Source organism: Candidatus Phytoplasma ziziphi (assembly GCF_003640545.1).
Taxonomy (GTDB): Bacteria; Bacillota_I; Bacilli_A; order Acholeplasmatales; family Acholeplasmataceae; genus Phytoplasma; species Phytoplasma ziziphi.
The window spans coordinates 403,957-421,547 of record NZ_CP025121.1; the positions used below are offsets into that span (position 1 = coordinate 403,957).

At 24.7% G+C, this 17,591-nt stretch carries 23 protein-coding genes and 3 pseudogenes; all 26 read left to right on the plus strand.

The features are described from left to right. Nucleotides 1-107 precede the first annotated feature (107 nt). The 26 genes and pseudogenes from CWO85_RS02040 to CWO85_RS02145 all read left to right on the plus strand — a co-directional run bounded on the left by CWO85_RS02040 (nt 108) and on the right by CWO85_RS02145 (nt 17,524). Nucleotides 108-1,238, plus strand: coding sequence for a hypothetical protein (locus CWO85_RS02040; protein ID WP_121464017.1), 1,131 nt, complete (start codon nt 108-110; stop codon nt 1,236-1,238). A 23-nt stretch (nt 1,239-1,261) separates the two neighbouring features. Then, nucleotides 1,262-1,672 (plus strand): SVM family protein, encoded by a 411-nt coding sequence (locus tag CWO85_RS02045; RefSeq protein WP_121464018.1) that lies wholly within the window; start codon nt 1,262-1,264, stop codon nt 1,670-1,672. A 73-nt stretch (nt 1,673-1,745) separates the two neighbouring features. Then, nucleotides 1,746-1,940 (plus strand): SVM family protein, encoded by a 195-nt coding sequence (locus tag CWO85_RS03760; RefSeq protein WP_236628349.1) that lies wholly within the window; start codon nt 1,746-1,748, stop codon nt 1,938-1,940. A gap of 194 nt (nt 1,941-2,134) precedes the next feature. Next, nucleotides 2,135-2,332, plus strand: a complete 198-nt coding sequence (locus tag CWO85_RS03765; RefSeq protein WP_236628350.1) for an SVM family protein — start codon at nt 2,135-2,137, stop codon at nt 2,330-2,332. 3 nt (nt 2,333-2,335) lie between these two features. Then, nucleotides 2,336-2,551 carry a hypothetical protein gene (locus CWO85_RS03770; RefSeq protein WP_236628351.1) on the plus strand — a complete coding sequence of 72 codons (216 nt, stop codon included), beginning with the start codon at nt 2,336-2,338 and terminating at the stop codon, nt 2,549-2,551. After that, nucleotides 2,532-2,696, plus strand: coding sequence for a hypothetical protein (locus CWO85_RS03775; RefSeq protein ID WP_236628352.1), 165 nt, complete (start codon nt 2,532-2,534; stop codon nt 2,694-2,696). The genes CWO85_RS03770 and CWO85_RS03775 overlap by 20 nt, the downstream gene beginning before the upstream one ends. Nucleotides 2,697-2,749: 53 nt before the next feature. Next, entirely contained in the window at nt 2,750-3,085 is a 336-nt protein-coding gene (locus CWO85_RS02060) for an SVM family protein (RefSeq protein WP_121464019.1), read from the plus strand. A 547-nt stretch (nt 3,086-3,632) separates the two neighbouring features. Beyond that, entirely contained in the window at nt 3,633-4,271 is a 639-nt protein-coding gene (locus tag CWO85_RS02070) for a YqaJ viral recombinase family nuclease (protein ID WP_121463931.1), read from the plus strand. Between the two features lie 88 nt (nt 4,272-4,359). Continuing rightward, the gene (locus tag CWO85_RS03640; protein ID WP_161554978.1) at nt 4,360-4,512 is read left to right on the plus strand and encodes a hypothetical protein; all 153 of its coding nucleotides are present in this window, start codon (nt 4,360-4,362) and stop codon (nt 4,510-4,512) included. Nucleotides 4,513-4,527: 15 nt separating this feature from the next. Then, entirely contained in the window at nt 4,528-4,872 is a 345-nt protein-coding gene (locus tag CWO85_RS02075) for an SVM family protein (protein WP_121463932.1), read from the plus strand. Between the two features lie 151 nt (nt 4,873-5,023). Next, entirely contained in the window at nt 5,024-5,305 is a 282-nt protein-coding gene (locus tag CWO85_RS02080) for a hypothetical protein (protein ID WP_121463933.1), read from the plus strand. 125 nt (nt 5,306-5,430) lie between these two features. Continuing rightward, nucleotides 5,431-5,691: a hypothetical protein gene (locus CWO85_RS03780; protein ID WP_236628353.1), complete on the plus strand. Its 261-nt coding sequence runs from the start codon at nt 5,431-5,433 to the stop codon at nt 5,689-5,691. Between the two features lie 240 nt (nt 5,692-5,931). Continuing rightward, nucleotides 5,932-6,651, plus strand: a complete 720-nt coding sequence (locus CWO85_RS03785) for a hypothetical protein (protein WP_236628354.1) — start codon at nt 5,932-5,934, stop codon at nt 6,649-6,651. Nucleotides 6,652-6,712: 61 nt separating this feature from the next. Next, nucleotides 6,713-6,994, plus strand: coding sequence for a Panacea domain-containing protein (locus CWO85_RS02090; protein WP_121463935.1), 282 nt, complete (start codon nt 6,713-6,715; stop codon nt 6,992-6,994). Continuing rightward, nucleotides 6,978-7,232 carry a hypothetical protein gene (locus CWO85_RS02095; RefSeq protein WP_121463936.1) on the plus strand — a complete coding sequence of 85 codons (255 nt, stop codon included), beginning with the start codon at nt 6,978-6,980 and terminating at the stop codon, nt 7,230-7,232. Before CWO85_RS02090 ends, CWO85_RS02095 begins: the two co-directional genes overlap by 17 nt. 2 nt (nt 7,233-7,234) lie before the next feature. After that, nucleotides 7,235-7,876: a YqaJ viral recombinase family nuclease gene (locus CWO85_RS02100; protein ID WP_121463937.1), complete on the plus strand. Its 642-nt coding sequence runs from the start codon at nt 7,235-7,237 to the stop codon at nt 7,874-7,876. Between the two features lie 77 nt (nt 7,877-7,953). Continuing rightward, nucleotides 7,954-8,592, plus strand: coding sequence for a dTMP kinase (gene tmk / locus CWO85_RS02105; protein ID WP_121463829.1), 639 nt, complete (start codon nt 7,954-7,956; stop codon nt 8,590-8,592). Next, nucleotides 8,576-8,725, plus strand: coding sequence for a hypothetical protein (locus tag CWO85_RS03730; protein ID WP_201736602.1), 150 nt, complete (start codon nt 8,576-8,578; stop codon nt 8,723-8,725). Before tmk ends, CWO85_RS03730 begins: the two co-directional genes overlap by 17 nt. A gap of 37 nt (nt 8,726-8,762) precedes the next feature. Then, a complete protein-coding gene (locus CWO85_RS02110; RefSeq protein ID WP_121463830.1) occupies nt 8,763-9,386 on the plus strand; it encodes a hypothetical protein in 624 nt (207 codons plus the stop codon). Nucleotide 9,387: 1 nt separating this feature from the next. Then, nucleotides 9,388-10,881 (plus strand): replicative DNA helicase, encoded by a 1,494-nt coding sequence (locus CWO85_RS02115; protein ID WP_121463831.1) that lies wholly within the window; start codon nt 9,388-9,390, stop codon nt 10,879-10,881. Between the two features lie 11 nt (nt 10,882-10,892). Further along, nucleotides 10,893-12,217, plus strand: a pseudogene (locus CWO85_RS02120) (toprim domain-containing protein). A 139-nt stretch (nt 12,218-12,356) separates the two neighbouring features. Further along, nucleotides 12,357-12,731, plus strand: a complete 375-nt coding sequence (locus tag CWO85_RS02125; protein ID WP_121463938.1) for a DUF2963 domain-containing protein — start codon at nt 12,357-12,359, stop codon at nt 12,729-12,731. Nucleotides 12,732-12,753: 22 nt separating this feature from the next. Next, nucleotides 12,754-13,381 (plus strand): annotated as a pseudogene (locus CWO85_RS03845) (phase variable surface lipoprotein). Between the two features lie 415 nt (nt 13,382-13,796). Then, a pseudogene (locus CWO85_RS02135) lies at nt 13,797-14,737 on the plus strand (IS3 family transposase). Between the two features lie 942 nt (nt 14,738-15,679). Beyond that, nucleotides 15,680-16,171, plus strand: coding sequence for a hypothetical protein (locus CWO85_RS02140; RefSeq protein ID WP_121464021.1), 492 nt, complete (start codon nt 15,680-15,682; stop codon nt 16,169-16,171). An 822-nt stretch (nt 16,172-16,993) separates the two neighbouring features. Then, complete coding sequence (locus CWO85_RS02145; RefSeq protein ID WP_121464022.1) at nt 16,994-17,524, plus strand: hypothetical protein; 531 nt, start codon at nt 16,994-16,996, stop codon at nt 17,522-17,524. Nucleotides 17,525-17,591: the final 67 nt, after the last annotated feature.

Consider the following 17,591-nt stretch of genomic DNA (forward strand, 5'->3'; position numbering starts at 1 on the left):
AATAACTTTTTTATTGGATATTTAAAATATAAAAATGTATAATAGTGATAATATTCATATTTTAATATTTAATAATAATTACTATTATTAGAAAGGAAATGAAATTTATGAATAATAATAATTTTTTAAAAAAACATTTAATAACTATCGTAGTTATTACTGGGATAATATTAGCAATTATAATTACTTATGGTAAAAAAGATAATAATATTCTAACACCTCCAACAACTTCAAAAATTATTGATAATTTAGAATCTTCAACAAAAAATAAAATCGCAGAAAAACAACAATTAATAAAAAAATTAGAAGAAGATTTTATGATTTTAAAAAAAAATTTTGAAATTAAAAAAAATGATAGTAATAAATATTATGATTCCACTAATGAATTACAATATTTAGAATCTGATCTAAACATGTTTTATAATTATTATTTAAAGGATTTAAAAGATTCGTTTACTTTCCCTAAAATATTTAATGGTATAAATATAACTAAATATCGTATAGAAGATATCATTAAAAAAAATTATTATGAAAATGAATTTAATCAAATTCAAGAAAAAATAACAGCATTTAAATATAAAATAAAACAAATAATTCCTAAATTTAAAATTACTCAAGATCATTATGATAAAGTTAAAGTTTATATCACATCAAAAACTGATGACAAATCTTTATTACCCAAAGAAATTTCCCCAGAAGAAAAAATAGAAATTGATCAAATTAGAGAAATGTGGAAACAATATTTAAATTTTCAAAACCAAGACCAAGCAAACATTGATAAATATCAAGAAGAATGTGATAATTTTCATCTCAAAATTCAAGAAATTAAAGATAAATTTCCTTCATTAGAATCAACCAATTTTGATTTACAACAAAAAATTGACGATAAACAAAAAAAAATTAATGTAAAACAAGAAGACCAAAAACAATTCAAATATTTGCCAAATCAACCTGAATCAATTAGAACAACGAGAAAAAACAACTATGATAGTTTGCAAGCCGAAATTTCTAAATTACAAGACGAACGAAATGAAATAATGCATCAAATAACTCAAGTTTCACTCCAAATCGCCAATTTAGAAGCTGATCAAACAATGTACGAAAATATGTTATCTCGTGCCATCAAATTAAGAGATTCAATACAGTGTGATTATGATGAAACCTCCACAAATCGTCTATTCGGCTCCCCCCTTTCCGAACTTCAAAAACTCTACGAAATCACCCCATCCGAGGGATAAAAAATTAAAGGAGTTATGAATTAATGTTTAAATTAAAAAAACATTTATTTTTATTTCAAATAATTTTATTTATTTTTTTAGGATTATTATTTGTCATTGACAATAATAAACAAGTAATGGCAGCTCCTAATGAAGAGTTTGTTGGTAATATGAGAATCGTTAATGTAACTTTTTCAAATATTAATATTATTAAAAATTTTCAACCATTTTCACAATATTTTGATTTTACACTAACTGGTCCACGTTATAATGGAAACATAGCAGAATTTGCAATGATATGGAAAATTAAAAATCCACCTCATAATTTATTAGGTGTTTTTTTTGATAATAGTACAAGAGATGATGAAGATGATAAATATACTTTAGAAGAATTAAAACAAATGGGTAATGGAGCTGAAAGTATGTATATTTTTTGGCAATATGAACAAAAATAATTTTTCTGAATTAATAAAAGGAGTTAAAATAATGTTAAATTACAAAATCAATTTAAAATAATAAGGTATTTGTTTGTTTATTTTCTTGGGATTATTATTTATTATTAAAAATAAACAAGTGATGGCGATGAATAATAGTCATGTTTCGCCAAATAACGGACATGATAATAATCATATTAATCTTGAATTACAATTTAGTATTTTACGAGATTTAAATTTGCAACAAAATAGAATAATTCAACAAATTTTTAATGCTAGAAATAAATAACTCTTCTGAAGAAGTTATTAGCCATTTTATGAGGCAAAATGTTGAATTAAGTAGTCGTATCGCTGTTCAACAAATTATTGTTCCAATGCGATGCCACAACAAAACAATCCAAATCAATCAAATAATCCTAAAAGACTTTAAATAATTTAAAGCATATTTTATTGTTATTATCAATATTAAATGAGAATTAATTAATGTTTAAAATCAAAAATAATTTATTATTATCGAATATATTTTTATTTATTTTATTAGAATTATTATTCATCATTAATAATTATCAAGTTATGGCAATGGATAATAACGATATATCTGAAAATAATTCAATTGTTGATAATAATAATGAATATAATACTTTTAGAAACTTATTATTAAATCAAGGAAGAATATCTTAATAATTGATTAATGCTCTTTTTAATCATAGTCCAGAAACAGAAATTAATGTTTTATTACGTCAATTACAACAAATACATCAACAAATAATAATTTATCAACAAAGACAACTAAATAATCAGGAACGAATGTTAAGAAATTTTGATAATAACACAACAAGAATTCAATTAGAAAGAGAATATTTATCGTTAACACAAAAGGATGATAACAGCTATCAATAATACGCCACTTTATGCTTCAGAAGAACAAATAAATAATTTAAGAAATATTCAATCAGAAATAGACCAAAATCAAAGACAAATTAATATTATAATACAACAAACCCAACTAAACCCAAATCAACCAAATAATTCTAGAAGATGTTAAATAATTTAAAATGTATTTATTATTATCATCAATATCAAAGGAGTTTTAAAATAATGTTAAAATTTAAACATAATTTATTTTTCTTGAATATTTTTCTATTTATAATTTTAGGAATGTTCTTAATTACTAATAATTTTCATCAAATAATGGCTGCGTCTAAAAACAATGGAAAAGATATAATTTCATCCAAGGAAGAAGCAAAAAATAATGTAAAAAAATATTACGAATTATATAATACTCTTGAAAATTATTCAGAAGAAGAAAGAAATAAAATTATTCAAATGTTATCAAATCCAGAAATAATAAAAACATTAGAAGAAAAAATTAAAGAAACTAAAACTCAAGAAAAAGGTTCTTTTTCCAAAAAACCTGATAATTTAAAAAAATAATTTAAAATTAAATCTTATTAATTAATTAAGGCCTTTTCAAAGGGTCTTTTTTTTATTTAACAACACACACAACTTGGAAAGGAAACAAAAAACTATGTTAATAAAAAAAATCTTTCAATCTCTACCTAGTAATCTCATTTTTTTCGTCATCACCTTACTTTCATTTATTCCAATTATCACCATTTATTATGTCATTAAATTCTACCTTTTAACCATTAAACTAAGCATTAACCAACTAAAACAAGGAATAGTGGTTCAATTTTATCAATATTTAACCACGAAGCAACCCAATCATGTGGAAATTAATCAATACTTAGTTAACTAAGTTAAACAACAACCTTAAAACTATAAGTGATTATTTCTTTACTTATCAAAATCAATGGTTAAACTTAGGTTTATTAACAATTATTTTATTATTTCTTCCCCATTTTTTATATCTAATTGATTTTCTTTTTAAATGTCTTTATCATATAATTAAATTTATTTATTATTTAGGAAAATATCTTTTTTCATTATTAAAAAAAATTTTTAAGAAAGGTAAATAACCATGCAAATCAAACTATCACAACGTACCAAAGAATGGTATCAACACCGCAAACAATATATTAACGCTTCCGAAATTGCTTCCATTACGGGGTTAGACCCTTTTCGTTCCATGGAACAGTTAGTTCATGATAAACTCTTTGGTACCACTTTTACCACTAATCAATATACTCTCCATGGCCAAAAAATGGAACCTATCGCGCGACAGTTTTTCATACAAAAAACCAATTTAATTTTCGAAGACACCATTTTCACTGATGATCAAGTTAACCTTTTTTCCGCATCTTTAGATGGATACAACAAACAACATCAAGCTGTTTTAGAAATTAAATGTCCTTTTGTTAATGAAAACCAAGAAGTCTCATCCGCTTGGACTAGTTTTTTAACCAATCCTCATTTAGAAAATATTCCTCAATACTACTGGGCCCAAGTTCAATGTCAACTTTATTGTAGTCAAGCTAAATTTGCTTACTTTTTGGTTTATTTTAACGACCAAAACTATCATGTGGTACGAATTTATCAAGACAATAACTTCATTAATAAAATGATTGCAGATGGTAAAAAATATTTAGAATTACTACACAAATCCAAACAAGAATTATCACAAACAACTTATTTAAAACGATTAAGTAAATTTAAATAATAATTAAAACTCTAAGACCTTCAAATTGAAGGTCTTTTTTTATGCCCAAATTTCAAACCAAATTGGTTCCTTAGAAAGTAAACAAATAATGTACGAAGGAATGTTATCTGGTACCATCAAATTAAGAGATTCAATACAGTGTGATTATGATGAAACCTCCACAAATCGTCTATTCGGCTCCCCCCCTTTCCGAACTTCAAAAACTCTACGAAATCACCCCATCCGAGGGATAAAAAATTAAAGGAGTTATGAATTAATGTTTAAATTAAAAAAACATTTATTTTTATTTCAAATAATTTTATTTATTTTTTTAGGATTATTATTTGTCATTGACAATAATAAACAAGTAATGGCCATAGATACTAACAATAATAATTTAGTTTGGCAAAACATCACTAGAAATAACAACAAGATGCGCGAATACACAACAGAAAGAAACAATATAATTGAATATATACTGATGACCGACGAACAATTACAACCCCAACGTCTCCAAAATTTAATAATGCTTCGAGATAATTACAACGAATTAATTCGTAATTTAGAACAACAAAACAATTTATTTTATCACATTATCAATAATAATAATCGCAATCATTAACATATATCCACATATAAGATTCTCTCTATGAGAATCTTTTTTTGTTGTAATTTATACAAAGATATTTGATAATTCAAGTAGTCAATAAATAAATAAAAATAAATAACAAAAAGTAAAAGAAAACAAACATAAACTAAAGGAGTGGGTAAAAATGCAAGCGCAAGATTATTTAGGCATAGTTGCTATTATAGTTGATATCTGTATTCCATTAGTTTGGTTATATTTAGGACATAAGTTTCTAAAAAATCAACAAATAAATCAACAAGAATATGAAAAACGACAACAACAAGAAAAACAAGAATACGAAAAAAAACATCAAGATCATTCATACGCAAAGTATTTTATTTTACACAATTTTATAATAAAATCCACATCTAAGGAGGTGTCACCAAATTATGCGTTCAACCAAAATTCCCTTTATTTAAATATTTAAAATATTTAATAATTATTTTAATAACAATTTTTATTTCATTTTATATTTTTGCGCAACCATATTTTCACTGTCACCACAAGTTCCCTATAAAACTAGCTGAATACGAAGCCATTAAACAAGAATGGTTGACAACTCAACCAAAACTCAAACGTTATGATATCAGAGTTTCATCAAGGAAAGATATTCCTAAAATTTTGGAATATTTTGAAATTAAAATGGAAACGACAAACATATCGATAACACCTTCATATAACCGTAGTGCCGACAAATACATTGATTTGTATTTAAAAAAACCACCAGAAGGTCTCTTAGGTGTTTATTTTAAATCAAGATTTAATCCTTTTAATGAAGAATATCCCGTTAAAGACAATGAATATACCTTATAAGACCTTTTAAAATACGAAATCGCCATTGAAGAAGCTTTTGTCTTTTGGGACGCTAATGTAATTCTTAACGAAATAGAACCTGAAATCAATTTAATAGAAACCAATATTTTTGCCGACCAAATCCAAAACAAAGAAAAAATCATTAATGATTTTTTAATTAAAAATAATGTTATCAAAGAACCAATAACCATTAAATTAGGCTGTTATAACGCTACCCCTAATACTGGTTTAGTTTTACTTTTGCCGAAAAAAACCTTAAATAATCTCAATAAAACTGAAATAGATGCTATTTATTTTGACGATGGTATTAGAATTTTAAGTGTTTCTCCCCAAACCAAAATTACTTCAGAAAGTATAGAAGATTTACTACAACTTTCCAATGGTGCTAAAAACATCTATCTTTTTACTTTTGATATCTACAAAAAAATAATAAAAATTGACCTTCCCGACTCTGAAAACCCTTATGAAGCTATTCGCAATTGGAAAAGAGATAATAACTTTTATAATTTCGAAGGAAAATATAACCAACGCCTAATGCGATTTCACGCAGACATTGAAGTGAAAAAAGAATCTATTATTGATAAAAAATTTGATCTATCAACTGACGTTACAATAATAGAACATATTTTTGAAACTAAAAATACAATTTATTACATCATCTGCCAAGATTTATCATTTAAACTTAATTTGTTAGACAACTATCACACTCAATATTTAAATTGGCTAAAACAATGTTATATCCAATATAACGGTTATTATACAGTTAATGAAGTCCGAAGTAAAATCGGTCGTTCTAACAAAACCCTTTATGATGAAAACGGCAACACCCATTATTATACATATCAAGAGGGTTGGATCTATGATAATTGGCAGATTGACGGTGTAGAATGTGTTGATAAAAGATATTATCAATTTTTAGATACTACTCCGCCACCCAAAAAACCCAAAGAATTAAATTAATTTTTAATTCTTTTTTTATTACAAAAATTTAAATTCAAAAAAAAGAAAGAAGGCAAAACTAATGAAAGATCAAATTAAAAAATTAGAAAAACAAATTAAAAATAAAAAGGAAATAAAAATGACAAACCAAAAAAAAGAATTTAATATATTTGATATCGCTAAATATCTTTTAGACAATTGTCTTCAAAAATATGGGAGCGGTATTACACAAATACAAAAATTATTATATTATGTGCAAGGAGAATATTTAATTCGTTATTACAAACCATTATTTAATGAAGAAATTCAATTTTATCAATATTTAACCACGAAGAATTCAAATTATCATGTGGAATCTATTTAATACTTGGTTAACTAAGTTAAATAATATTCTTCATAAAATAAGTAGTTATTTTCTTATTTATCAAAATCAATGGTTAAACTTGGGTTTATTAATAATTATTTTATTATTTATCCCTCATTTATTATATTTAATTGATTTTATCATTAAAACTATTTATTACCTTTTCCGTTTATTTTATTATTTAGGTAAATATTTGATATTATTAATTAAAAAAATATTCAAGAAAGAAGAAAAATAAAAATGCAAATCAAAAATTTAAATCAACGTACCAAATTATGGTACCAACACCGCAAAAAATACATCAACGCCTCCGAAATCGCCTCCATTACGGGATTAGATCCCTTTCGTTCCATGGAACAATTAGTCCATGATAAACTCTTTGGCACGACTTTTACTTCCAATCAATATACTCTTCATGGACAAAAAATGGAGCCAATCGCACGTCAATTTTTTATTAACAAGACTAATCTAATTTTTGAAGATACTATTTTTACTGACGATCAGGTTAATCTTTTTTCTGCTTCTTTAGATGGTTACAACGAACAAAACAAAATCGTTTTAGAAATAAAATGTCCTTTTGTGAATGAAAATCAAGCAATATCATCCACTTGGACTCAGTTTTTAACTCATCCTCAACTCGAACATATCCCTCAATACTACTGGGCCCAAGTCCAATGTCAACTTTATTGTTCCCAAGCAACATTTGCCTACTTTTTAGTTTATTTTAATGATAATGATTATCATGTAGTCAGAATTTACTTAGACAATAATTTTATTACCAAAATGATTCAAGATAGTCAAAAATACTTAACTCTTTTAACCAAAGCCAAAAACGAATTAGAAAAAACCACTTATTTAAAACAATTAAGCAAAATCAAATAATTAATTCATACTTTTAGACCTTCAAATTGAAGGTCTTTTTTTTATACCCAAATTGAAAATTAAAGGAGAAATCAATCATGAAATTAATCGTTTTCGAAGGACTTGACGGGAGTGGAAAAACTTCTCTTATTCACGCCCTTCAACCCCAATTAAAAACCCCTCATCAACTGTATCAAGGTTTAGGGAGTAGTTCACTTGGGAAGGAAATTAGAGATTTATTTTTAAATTTTCAACAAGTAGATTATATCACTCGTTTTTATTTAAGTCTGGCTAATATGTCTCAAATCCAAGCGGAATTAATTGTTCCTCAATTAAAAAATAACCAATTAATTATCTTAGACCGTTGGTTACCATCTACTTATGCTTATCAATTATTTCCCTTTTCTAAGGAAAAGAAACAACTTTTACCTTTAAAAAAGATCTTTAAGATAAATCATGAAACTATCTTAAAAAAACCTGATTTATTAATTTATTTAGACATTGACCCTCTTATCGGAAGAACCAGAAAGAAAAATCAAAAAAACCATCAAAGAGATCTCATTGAAAGACAATCATTAACTTATTTTCAAAATGTTCGCCAAGGATATGATCATTATATCACTCATTATACTAGTGGAGTTAATAAATTAATTTTAAACGGAAGTGATTCTATCAAATCTAATGTCAAACAAATTATTAAACAAATAGGAGTACTATCAAATGGCGATCATAACTAAAAAGACCTGCCAAAATGGCAATACTTACATCTATTTTTCTAATGGAAAAATCAAAACCATTCATAAAGATGGCATCATTACCTGGAAAACAAAAAGAATTTTTAAAACTAAAAAAACCAACAAAAGACCTTAATTTAAAGGTTTTTTTTATTTAAAGAAAGGAATATCAAATGTTAAATAACCAAGATTTTTTTAATATTCAACAATTTAATACTAATATCCAAACTGTGGAAATCTTAAAATGTTTTTTTAAAAAAACTACCTTTAATCTTTCTGTTGACAAGTATATGAAAACCAATTACCAACAATTAAACCATTATTTTAACCAAAATAACATCAACTCTCAAAGTCAAAAAGTCATTTGTGGTAAAATCAATGAATATTTAATTTTATTATACTTAAACAATAAAGGAATCACTAATTTATACCCTCAAGTAAATTTATTTTTTATCCCTGACATTAAATTTGATTTAGTTTTATTTACTAAAAAGAAAAGAATCATCGCTTTTAATTTTAAAACATGTCTTCGTGAACGCTATAAACAAGCCATGATAGAGGCCCAACAACTCAAAAAATTAGATACTCGTTTTGAGTTTTATTTATTAATCAACAACGAACCAGAAACTCAAAGACTAAACAATAAAATCAACCAAGGAAAAATCCAAGGCATTAATCAAGTAATTAACTTATTTTCCAATTCAGCCAACAATTTCTTACAAAACTTAATTACCCGTCAATTCATCCCTTTTTCTAACATCAACATCATTAAAAAAATAAAAAAGGATTTAATATAAAATGTTAACCAACGAACAAAAAGCGTTAAAACAAATCATTTCCTATATGAACCAAAATAAAGCTGAACAATTAAGTTTTTATTTTCAGCTCATTGATCCACAATCTTTTTTAGATAAACAACATACAAAAATCTTTCAGGCCTTAAAATATTTAACTTTAGGAAAAATAACTAATCATCCCTTTGATAAAATAAAGTCTCAAAATGAGATAATCGAAGAATTACTCACCTATCTTCAAACCTATTTCCCCCAAGATAACTTTACTAAAGAATCATTATCTTTTTTAAGTGATGATTTTAGTAAGGAAAATAACCTTAATTTCTTAGATAACTTAAAACATACCTATACCCAAGAAAAACTGTTCCGACAACTCTTAAAATTTATTAGTCCTTCTTTTGAAAATCAAGATCCTTACACTAAAAACTTATATTACCAAGAAATCTTTGATAAATTAAGAAAATTTATGACTTTGATTCCTCACAAATCAGACCAAACCTTATTAACTTTAAATCAAATGTCCTCTTGTCATCCTGAGTTTTTTAAAACCGATCAACAATCCAAACAAAAAATCCAAGAAGAATATTACCGCTTATCAAAAACTTTCCGAGGCTTAAATCAAGCCACAAAAGGATTTAAAAAAAGTCAAATCATCACCATTGGGGGCTATACTGGATTAGGTAAAACCACTTTTGTCTACAATCTTCTTTTAGATATCGCCAAAACCAAACATCAAGAAACTAAACATTATCCCCATATGTTAGTTTTTTCTTATGAAATGACCTTAGAAGAAAATTTAAGTCGATTATTAGCCCACCAAACTCAAATTCCTCTAGATGTTATTTTAGATAAAAATTTGAAAGATTTAAACATCACACTACTCAAATACACGGAAAGGATGAAACAAGCCAAACAATTTTTTGTTAACATTAATTTATCGTTTAGTTATGACAAAAGTAAAAACATTGATTATATCATTGATTTAGTTTATCGCCTTCATTTAGAAAAAAAAGTTGAAATGATTGTCATCGATCATCTTCAAATTACAAAAGCCACAAATCATTTAGAAAATGACCGTCTAGCCATTGACGAAATTATGACTAAACTCAAACAATTAGCCATGGAATTAAACATCGTTATTATCATTCTCTCACAATTTTCGAGAGATACTTATAGCCATTACCAAGGAAAATCCCCTGAAATCACCGCTTTAAAAGGAAGTGGTGGTATCGAAACCAACTCCGACATCGTCTTAATGATGTCTGAATTCCAACCCAAACTATCCAAAGACCAAGAAAAACCTTTGAATATCTATAATCAAAATTGTAATCAATTATATTTAGCATCAAAAAACAATGAATCTCAAAAAATCATTGAATTATCTATTAAAAAGAATCGAAGTGGTACTAAAAAAAACTTAGTTTATCACTTTGAAATGACCACCCAAACCTTTCAAGAAATAGGTTATATCTTACCTTATCTATTAGAAAATTATTAAGGAATTTATCAATGAATTATCAAGAAAAAATAAAACACATCCAAATTCATTTCCCCATGTCAGTTTTATTAAAAAAATTAAATATCATACCACCAAACTTCAACCCCAAATATCGTTTCCCTTGTCCCATTCATCAAGGAAACAATCCTACTTGTTGTCATTTCACTTCTACTAACAAAATTCATTGTTGGAAATGTGGTCGAGATTACGATCTGATTGATGTTTATATGACTATCCGTCAAATTAAATCTTTTTCTAAAGCGATTCAAAGAATAGAAGGATTTATGAATTCTTTCGAATTTAAAACCTTAATCCAACAAGAAAAAGAAACAACGCAAACAACTACTAACCCTTTTCAACAACCATATCATCCAATTAAACCAAAACAACCAGTTGACGAACAGGAAATTAATATCAAAAAGAAACAATTATTTAAAAAAATCTCACCCTTATTCAACCAAATTAGAGATTATTATCATTATTTATTAACCATTAATCGCAACAACGAAAGCCAACCAGGAATAGAATATTTAACTCAAAAAAGAAAACTCACTGTAGAAACTATTAAAGAATTTAAACTAGGCTATGCCCCATTATCTGATAAACCTTTATCTTTTCGGTTAGTAAATTACTGTCAAAAGAAAAATATTAATATCGATAAATTATTAGAATATGGTTTTATCAAAGAAAAAACTAATCAACAAAGAAAAAAATATTATCATGATACTTTCCATGGTTCAATTATTATCCCCATTGAAAATGGTTATCATCAAACTTTTCATTTTTATCAAAACCATTTTCGCGAAGTTTCTTACTTTCAACCAAAATATCAATCATTAAATAATTTTAGTAAAACACCGACCTTTCATTTTAGTTATCGTTTTTTTGAAGCGTTACCTTTTATCAAACAAACAAAAACCATTATCATTCATGAAGGTTTTTTTGATGTCATTAGTTGTTGGCAAAATAGTATTAAAAACGTGGTCGGTCTCATTTGTGTCACTCAATTACTTTCTCAATCTCAACTAGAAATTCTCAAAAAAGAAAATATCAAAGTCATTATCGCCTTAGATAACGACGAGACAGGCCGAAAACGAAGTGAAGCCTTAGGAGAACAACTTAAAGAAGCAAACTTTTATACGAAATTAGACACATTTTACCTCCTTACGACCAAACTTGTAAAGATGTCGATGATTTATTACGTCAATACGGAAAAGAAGCATATCAAAAATGTTTTTTAGACCCATACATTACTTATGAAGAGGCCAAAAATAAAATCATCGTCGATTTAGCGGTTCATTTCTTTGGCGAAGACAAAGTAGAAGTAATTAATTAAATTATTATTTTGTTACACCAATATATAACATCTATACATATAAATACATTAACACACTCTCATAAAAGTATATATAAACCTAAATTCAACTATTTAGGGTTTTTATTTTTATAACAAACAATCAAAAAGGAGAAAACAAATGAAAACAATTATAGAAAAATTTATTAATAATGGCAGGAAAAAATTTATTGGTGAATACGATAAAGAAACTGAAACAGCCATTAAACAAATTCATTATCAACCTGATGGAACATCTATTAAATGTGTATATGAATACGATAAAAATAATAAAAAGCCATTTAAAAAAACTTATTACCGATCTGACGAAAAAATTCTTAAAAGTGTATATGAATACGATAAAGCCACAGGTAAACTAGTTAAATATACTTATTATCAATTTGATGGTAAAACTATTAATTTTGTAACTGAATACAATAAAAATACTGGTAACAAGGTTAAAAAAACTCATTATCAATCAGACGGAAAAACTATTAGAAAAATAACTGAATACTAAATAACCCAAAAGGAGAAAAAAGATGAAAAAAGATACCAATCAAGAAATTAGAATCGGAGGTTGGAACACAAAAACCACCCCTAACGACTTAACCCAAATTAAAAACTTTTTAAAAATATTAAAAGAAGATTTAATCAATCTCACTATTATTGCTCATTCTAAAAAGAAAAATACCTACCAAGAAGCTAATTACCGTCCGAAAAACCAAACTCTCTTTGTCGATCCTCAAATCTTAGAAGAAATGAAAAAAACAAAAATAACCTTAATTAATGATAATTTCTCTTCTAGTAATAGGTAAACTATTACTTTCTGATTTAACCCCGCTTAAAAGCCAAAATAACCCCCTTAAACACCTATTTAATATCTTCCAAATCAATTATAAAAATGAATTTAAAAATATCATCAAAGAATTAATCGGGAAAATTGATGTCAACCAATTAAAAACTTTACAATTATATCAATTAGACCCTCAAAAACTAGATAAATACCATAAACCCATGAAAACTAACTATAAAAAAGGGTTAAACATTATTTATTATCGAAAAGAAGACTTAAAATATATTCAATTCTTTTTAACAAAAGATAAACAAGGATATCGGGTGAAAAAACTACATCCTATGTATAAATATTTAATAAAAAAAGAAAACTAACAACTTTATAATACTTTATAACACTTTACTAACAGTTTTATAACAGTTTTATAACAGTTTACTAACAGTTTGTCTTTAAAAATAATCTATATAAAGACTAACTTATTCAACCAGTGATATTTTATATTTTATATTGATATATAATAATGATATCGATATTTGATATTATCGCATTATCATTTTTAATATCATTATTATTTATCGATATCATAAAAACCTCTTTTTTAAGTAATTTTATTTTTTTAATTTATTTCAATCATTAAATCAAATTTAATTTTTAAATTAATTGCCTTACCAAGTATTTATTTATTATATATATGAAAAAAAAGATGAAAGCGCTGAAGAGCTTATTTATCCAATAAAAAATCTTTTAGAGTTATAATAATTGATGTATTTGAAAATAATTGGTATTAAGATGCAAAAATTAAAACAAAAAATTAAATTATTACAAAAAATTATTGAAAAAATTAAAAAAATTGATAAAAAAATGGTTTTTCATTTAGTCAACCAATTCAATCAAACTCTTAATTTAACCACTATTTTAAAAACAATTCAAATTAAAAGAAGTACTTATTATTATTGGTTGAAAATGAAAAATAAACTAAAAGAAAAAGAAGAAAAATACCTGTTACAACAAAAAAGAATTAAAGCTTTATGTCTCCATTATCAATATTTTTACGGCCATCGAAAAATCACTGATTTATACCAAAAAACCTTTAATGAATTTATCACCAAGAAAAAAGTTTACACCATCATGAAAAAAAATAACATTAATTGTTGTTTAAGAATTAAAAAAAATTTTACTTATCGTAATTTAAAAAATAATCTCCAAATAATTCCTAATTTAATCAATCAAGATTTTATGGCCACCAAACCCCTCCAAAAACTCTTTACTGATATCACTTATTTCAAAACTAATCAAGGTTTTCTTTATTTTTCTTGTATTATTGACTCTTTTAACAACCAAATAATCGCTTCACATGTTTCGAACCAACAAAATAAAAATTTAGTTTTAAATACTATTAAAAAAATTACCTTTATTAAAAGAACCTTGTATTATTCATTCCGATCAAGGCAAAGTTTATCAATCAATCAAAATTCAAAAAAACTTTAACGAAAAAAGGTTTTTTAATCAGCATGTCAAGAAAAGCCACCCCTCGTGATAACGCCGTCATTGAAAACTTTTTCGGCCAAATGAAAAGTATTTTACAACATCAACATCCATTTTTATTTCAAAAATCTCCTGATAAAATGAAAAAATTAATTAATCATTTTCCGAAATTTTGGAATACTAAATGGATTTTAACTAAATTAAACAATTCAACTCCATCTCAATATATTCAAAATTTGAGATAAATTTTTAGTTGATGTAAAATAAAATAATATAACCTTGTAAAAGGTTATTTTAGTGCGCCTTTTTTTAAGAAAAATAATATAATTAATAATAAAAGTTAATTTTTTTTCATTTTGTTGGAGAGTTTTTCACTTTTTTTACCTAACTATATAGTGTAAGGGTACAATATTTAAAAAAATATCTTTTGAAATTAAAGAATTATTAAAAAAAGTTTAGACACTTTTTAATTCAACAAAATATTTCTTTAGTTTGAAAAGATATGAAATTATCTATTAATTTTTTAGTCTTAAAGAGTTATTTTAAAATAAAAAGTGTCTAAACTTTTGGAACAGTCCAGGTAATAACATTGGATGGAATTATCTCAATGATATATGGTCAAATAATAATACTTGTTTCAAATGTGAAACTTACGACTATAAATACATCATGAACTGTCCTTTCGGCAAAGTCAAACAAGACAAACAAAAAAAATAAGAAAATGATTATAACACAGTCCCACAACATTAGAAAAACTATTGTTTGTTTAAATCTAGAGAAACATGGAGTGGTAAGAGAATAGATGGCTTATTTCAATATTTAGATAAAAATTTATATTAGTTTGTGCGATACTACAATATTTCAACCAGACGACAATAAGACTATCAGTCCCTATTAGTATGTGAATAAAAATAATTATGTAATCCATTATTATGGAGAATATAATTATTTCAATAATACCTATGCTTTTAAAAATCTTTCTATTGGCGATGAAATGAAATTTTCTGATAAAACGAAAGTTAAATTTAATGGTTATTGTGGCCGCCGCAACCACCTCTAACTAAACCATTTCATATGCAATAATCAAAACAAAAAGAACTTATTCATTTAAGTTCTTTTTTTATTTTAAAAGTGTTTAAATTTCAAAAAAAGTTATAATTAAAATAAATAAAAAAGGATAAAAAATTATGCAAAATATCAAAAAAAACACAAATTATAAAAAAAATATTTATATTACATTAATGATTTTAATTTCTATTTTAATTTATTGTTTAATTAATAAAAATAAAAAAATTAATATAGTTAATAAACAAATAACATGGAATCTAAATCCATCAACGGAAAAAGAATATAATATAGCCTTAAAACAATGGGAAAATCAGTGTTATTTTAAAAAAGGAAACGAATATATCGGTAGTGAAATTAAAAATAAAATAGGAAACAATAATAAAACTTTACATTGTTTGCGAGGAAATATAACGAGAGGTAGTGATGGGATAAACGGAGAACAAACTCGAGAAGTTAATTCAGAGTTGAAATATGAATATATAAAACATTATTTTTCTTCTGATATTATGCGTTTTACCAATACAATTGAGTTTCCTATCTATTTTGATGATAAATGGTTAATAAAATTTGACACCTATTGCGACACTACGCCTCCACCAGTTAAACCATAATCTATGAAATAAGGGCGCAAATATACGATATAATGTCGCAATTTAGCCAATTGCCATGCTCGTAACGAACATATTCAAAAAGACGTATCTTTATTAAAATATTCTAGAAATTATTAAAAATATTTAAAAGATTATCAACATTTGATAATCTTTTTTTTATTATTTTTTTAAATTAAATTTAATTATTATTGTTAATCAATATCATAAAAATAAAATAATAAGAAAATTTAATTTTCTTATTATTTTTAAATGCCTAAATTTCGTTTTAAAACAATAAAATTATTTAAAATGTATGTTATTTAGGTCATTTCACTTTTGGTCTTTTTTTGTTTTTTTGGGATATAGTATAGTGTAGGAGTTAATTAGTTTTTTAATTAACCAATAACTAAATAATATTTTTTTTATTTTAAATAATCTTTTAAAGGAATTAATTTCAAAATTAATCTTTTAATATTTTTTCTCTATTTTAAAAAGTACCACATTGTGAATAAGTCCACCTTTTTTTGCCTTTTGGTGAAATATCAATAAAAAATTTTCCAAAATCAATTAAACTTTTTAATTATCAACAAAAATTTTAGTATAATTTTTAATTATGGGTTTATTATTGATTATAAATATAATATTATATATTTGATTTATTTCAAATTTATTTCGAAAATAATTAATAATCAAAATATAAAAAAACTTATATTAAAAAAATAGTTATTTTTTTGATAATAAATAAGTTATTAGCACAAGATAAAATTAAAAAAATATATTTTTGAATAATTATTTAATTTTTTTAATATTTTTTAAAAAAATAAAAAGAAATGATTTTAGAAAATGAGAATATTACCTTATGAACTTTATCCATATAGTTCGGATTTATCTTTATGTGCTCTCAGAAAAGAGTTTGGGATGTATGATTATTTTTTAAATAATCAAAAAAATAATAAATCTATGGAACTTTTTTTAAAAAAAGGACGAAATTATTTTAATTTATCTATTTATCAATGGATTCAAGAAATGAAAAAAAGAAAACATTATGTCAATAGTTTTCATTTTTTTTATGCATTGAATAATAAATATCAAATTATAGAAACAGATTTATTTTTAATTTTAGAATGTTGTATCCAATGGGAAATAAAATCTTTTGTCCCTTATAATACTAATTTGACTTGGTATCAAATTTTTATTAAGATTACCAAATTAAGAAAAGTTAATATCGAACAATTAGATTTGACACTTTATAATCAACTTTTGCAATGGTATAAAGTTAATTTTATGCGTTTAAACAAACAAGGTTCTTTAAAACCTTATCAACTGGATATGACTAAAGTTATAAAATATTTTAGCAAATTATTAAATTTTTAATTTTAATTTATAGAGTTTAACTTATGTTAGTTAAACTCTATTTTTTTTAGAAAATAAATTTTTTTTA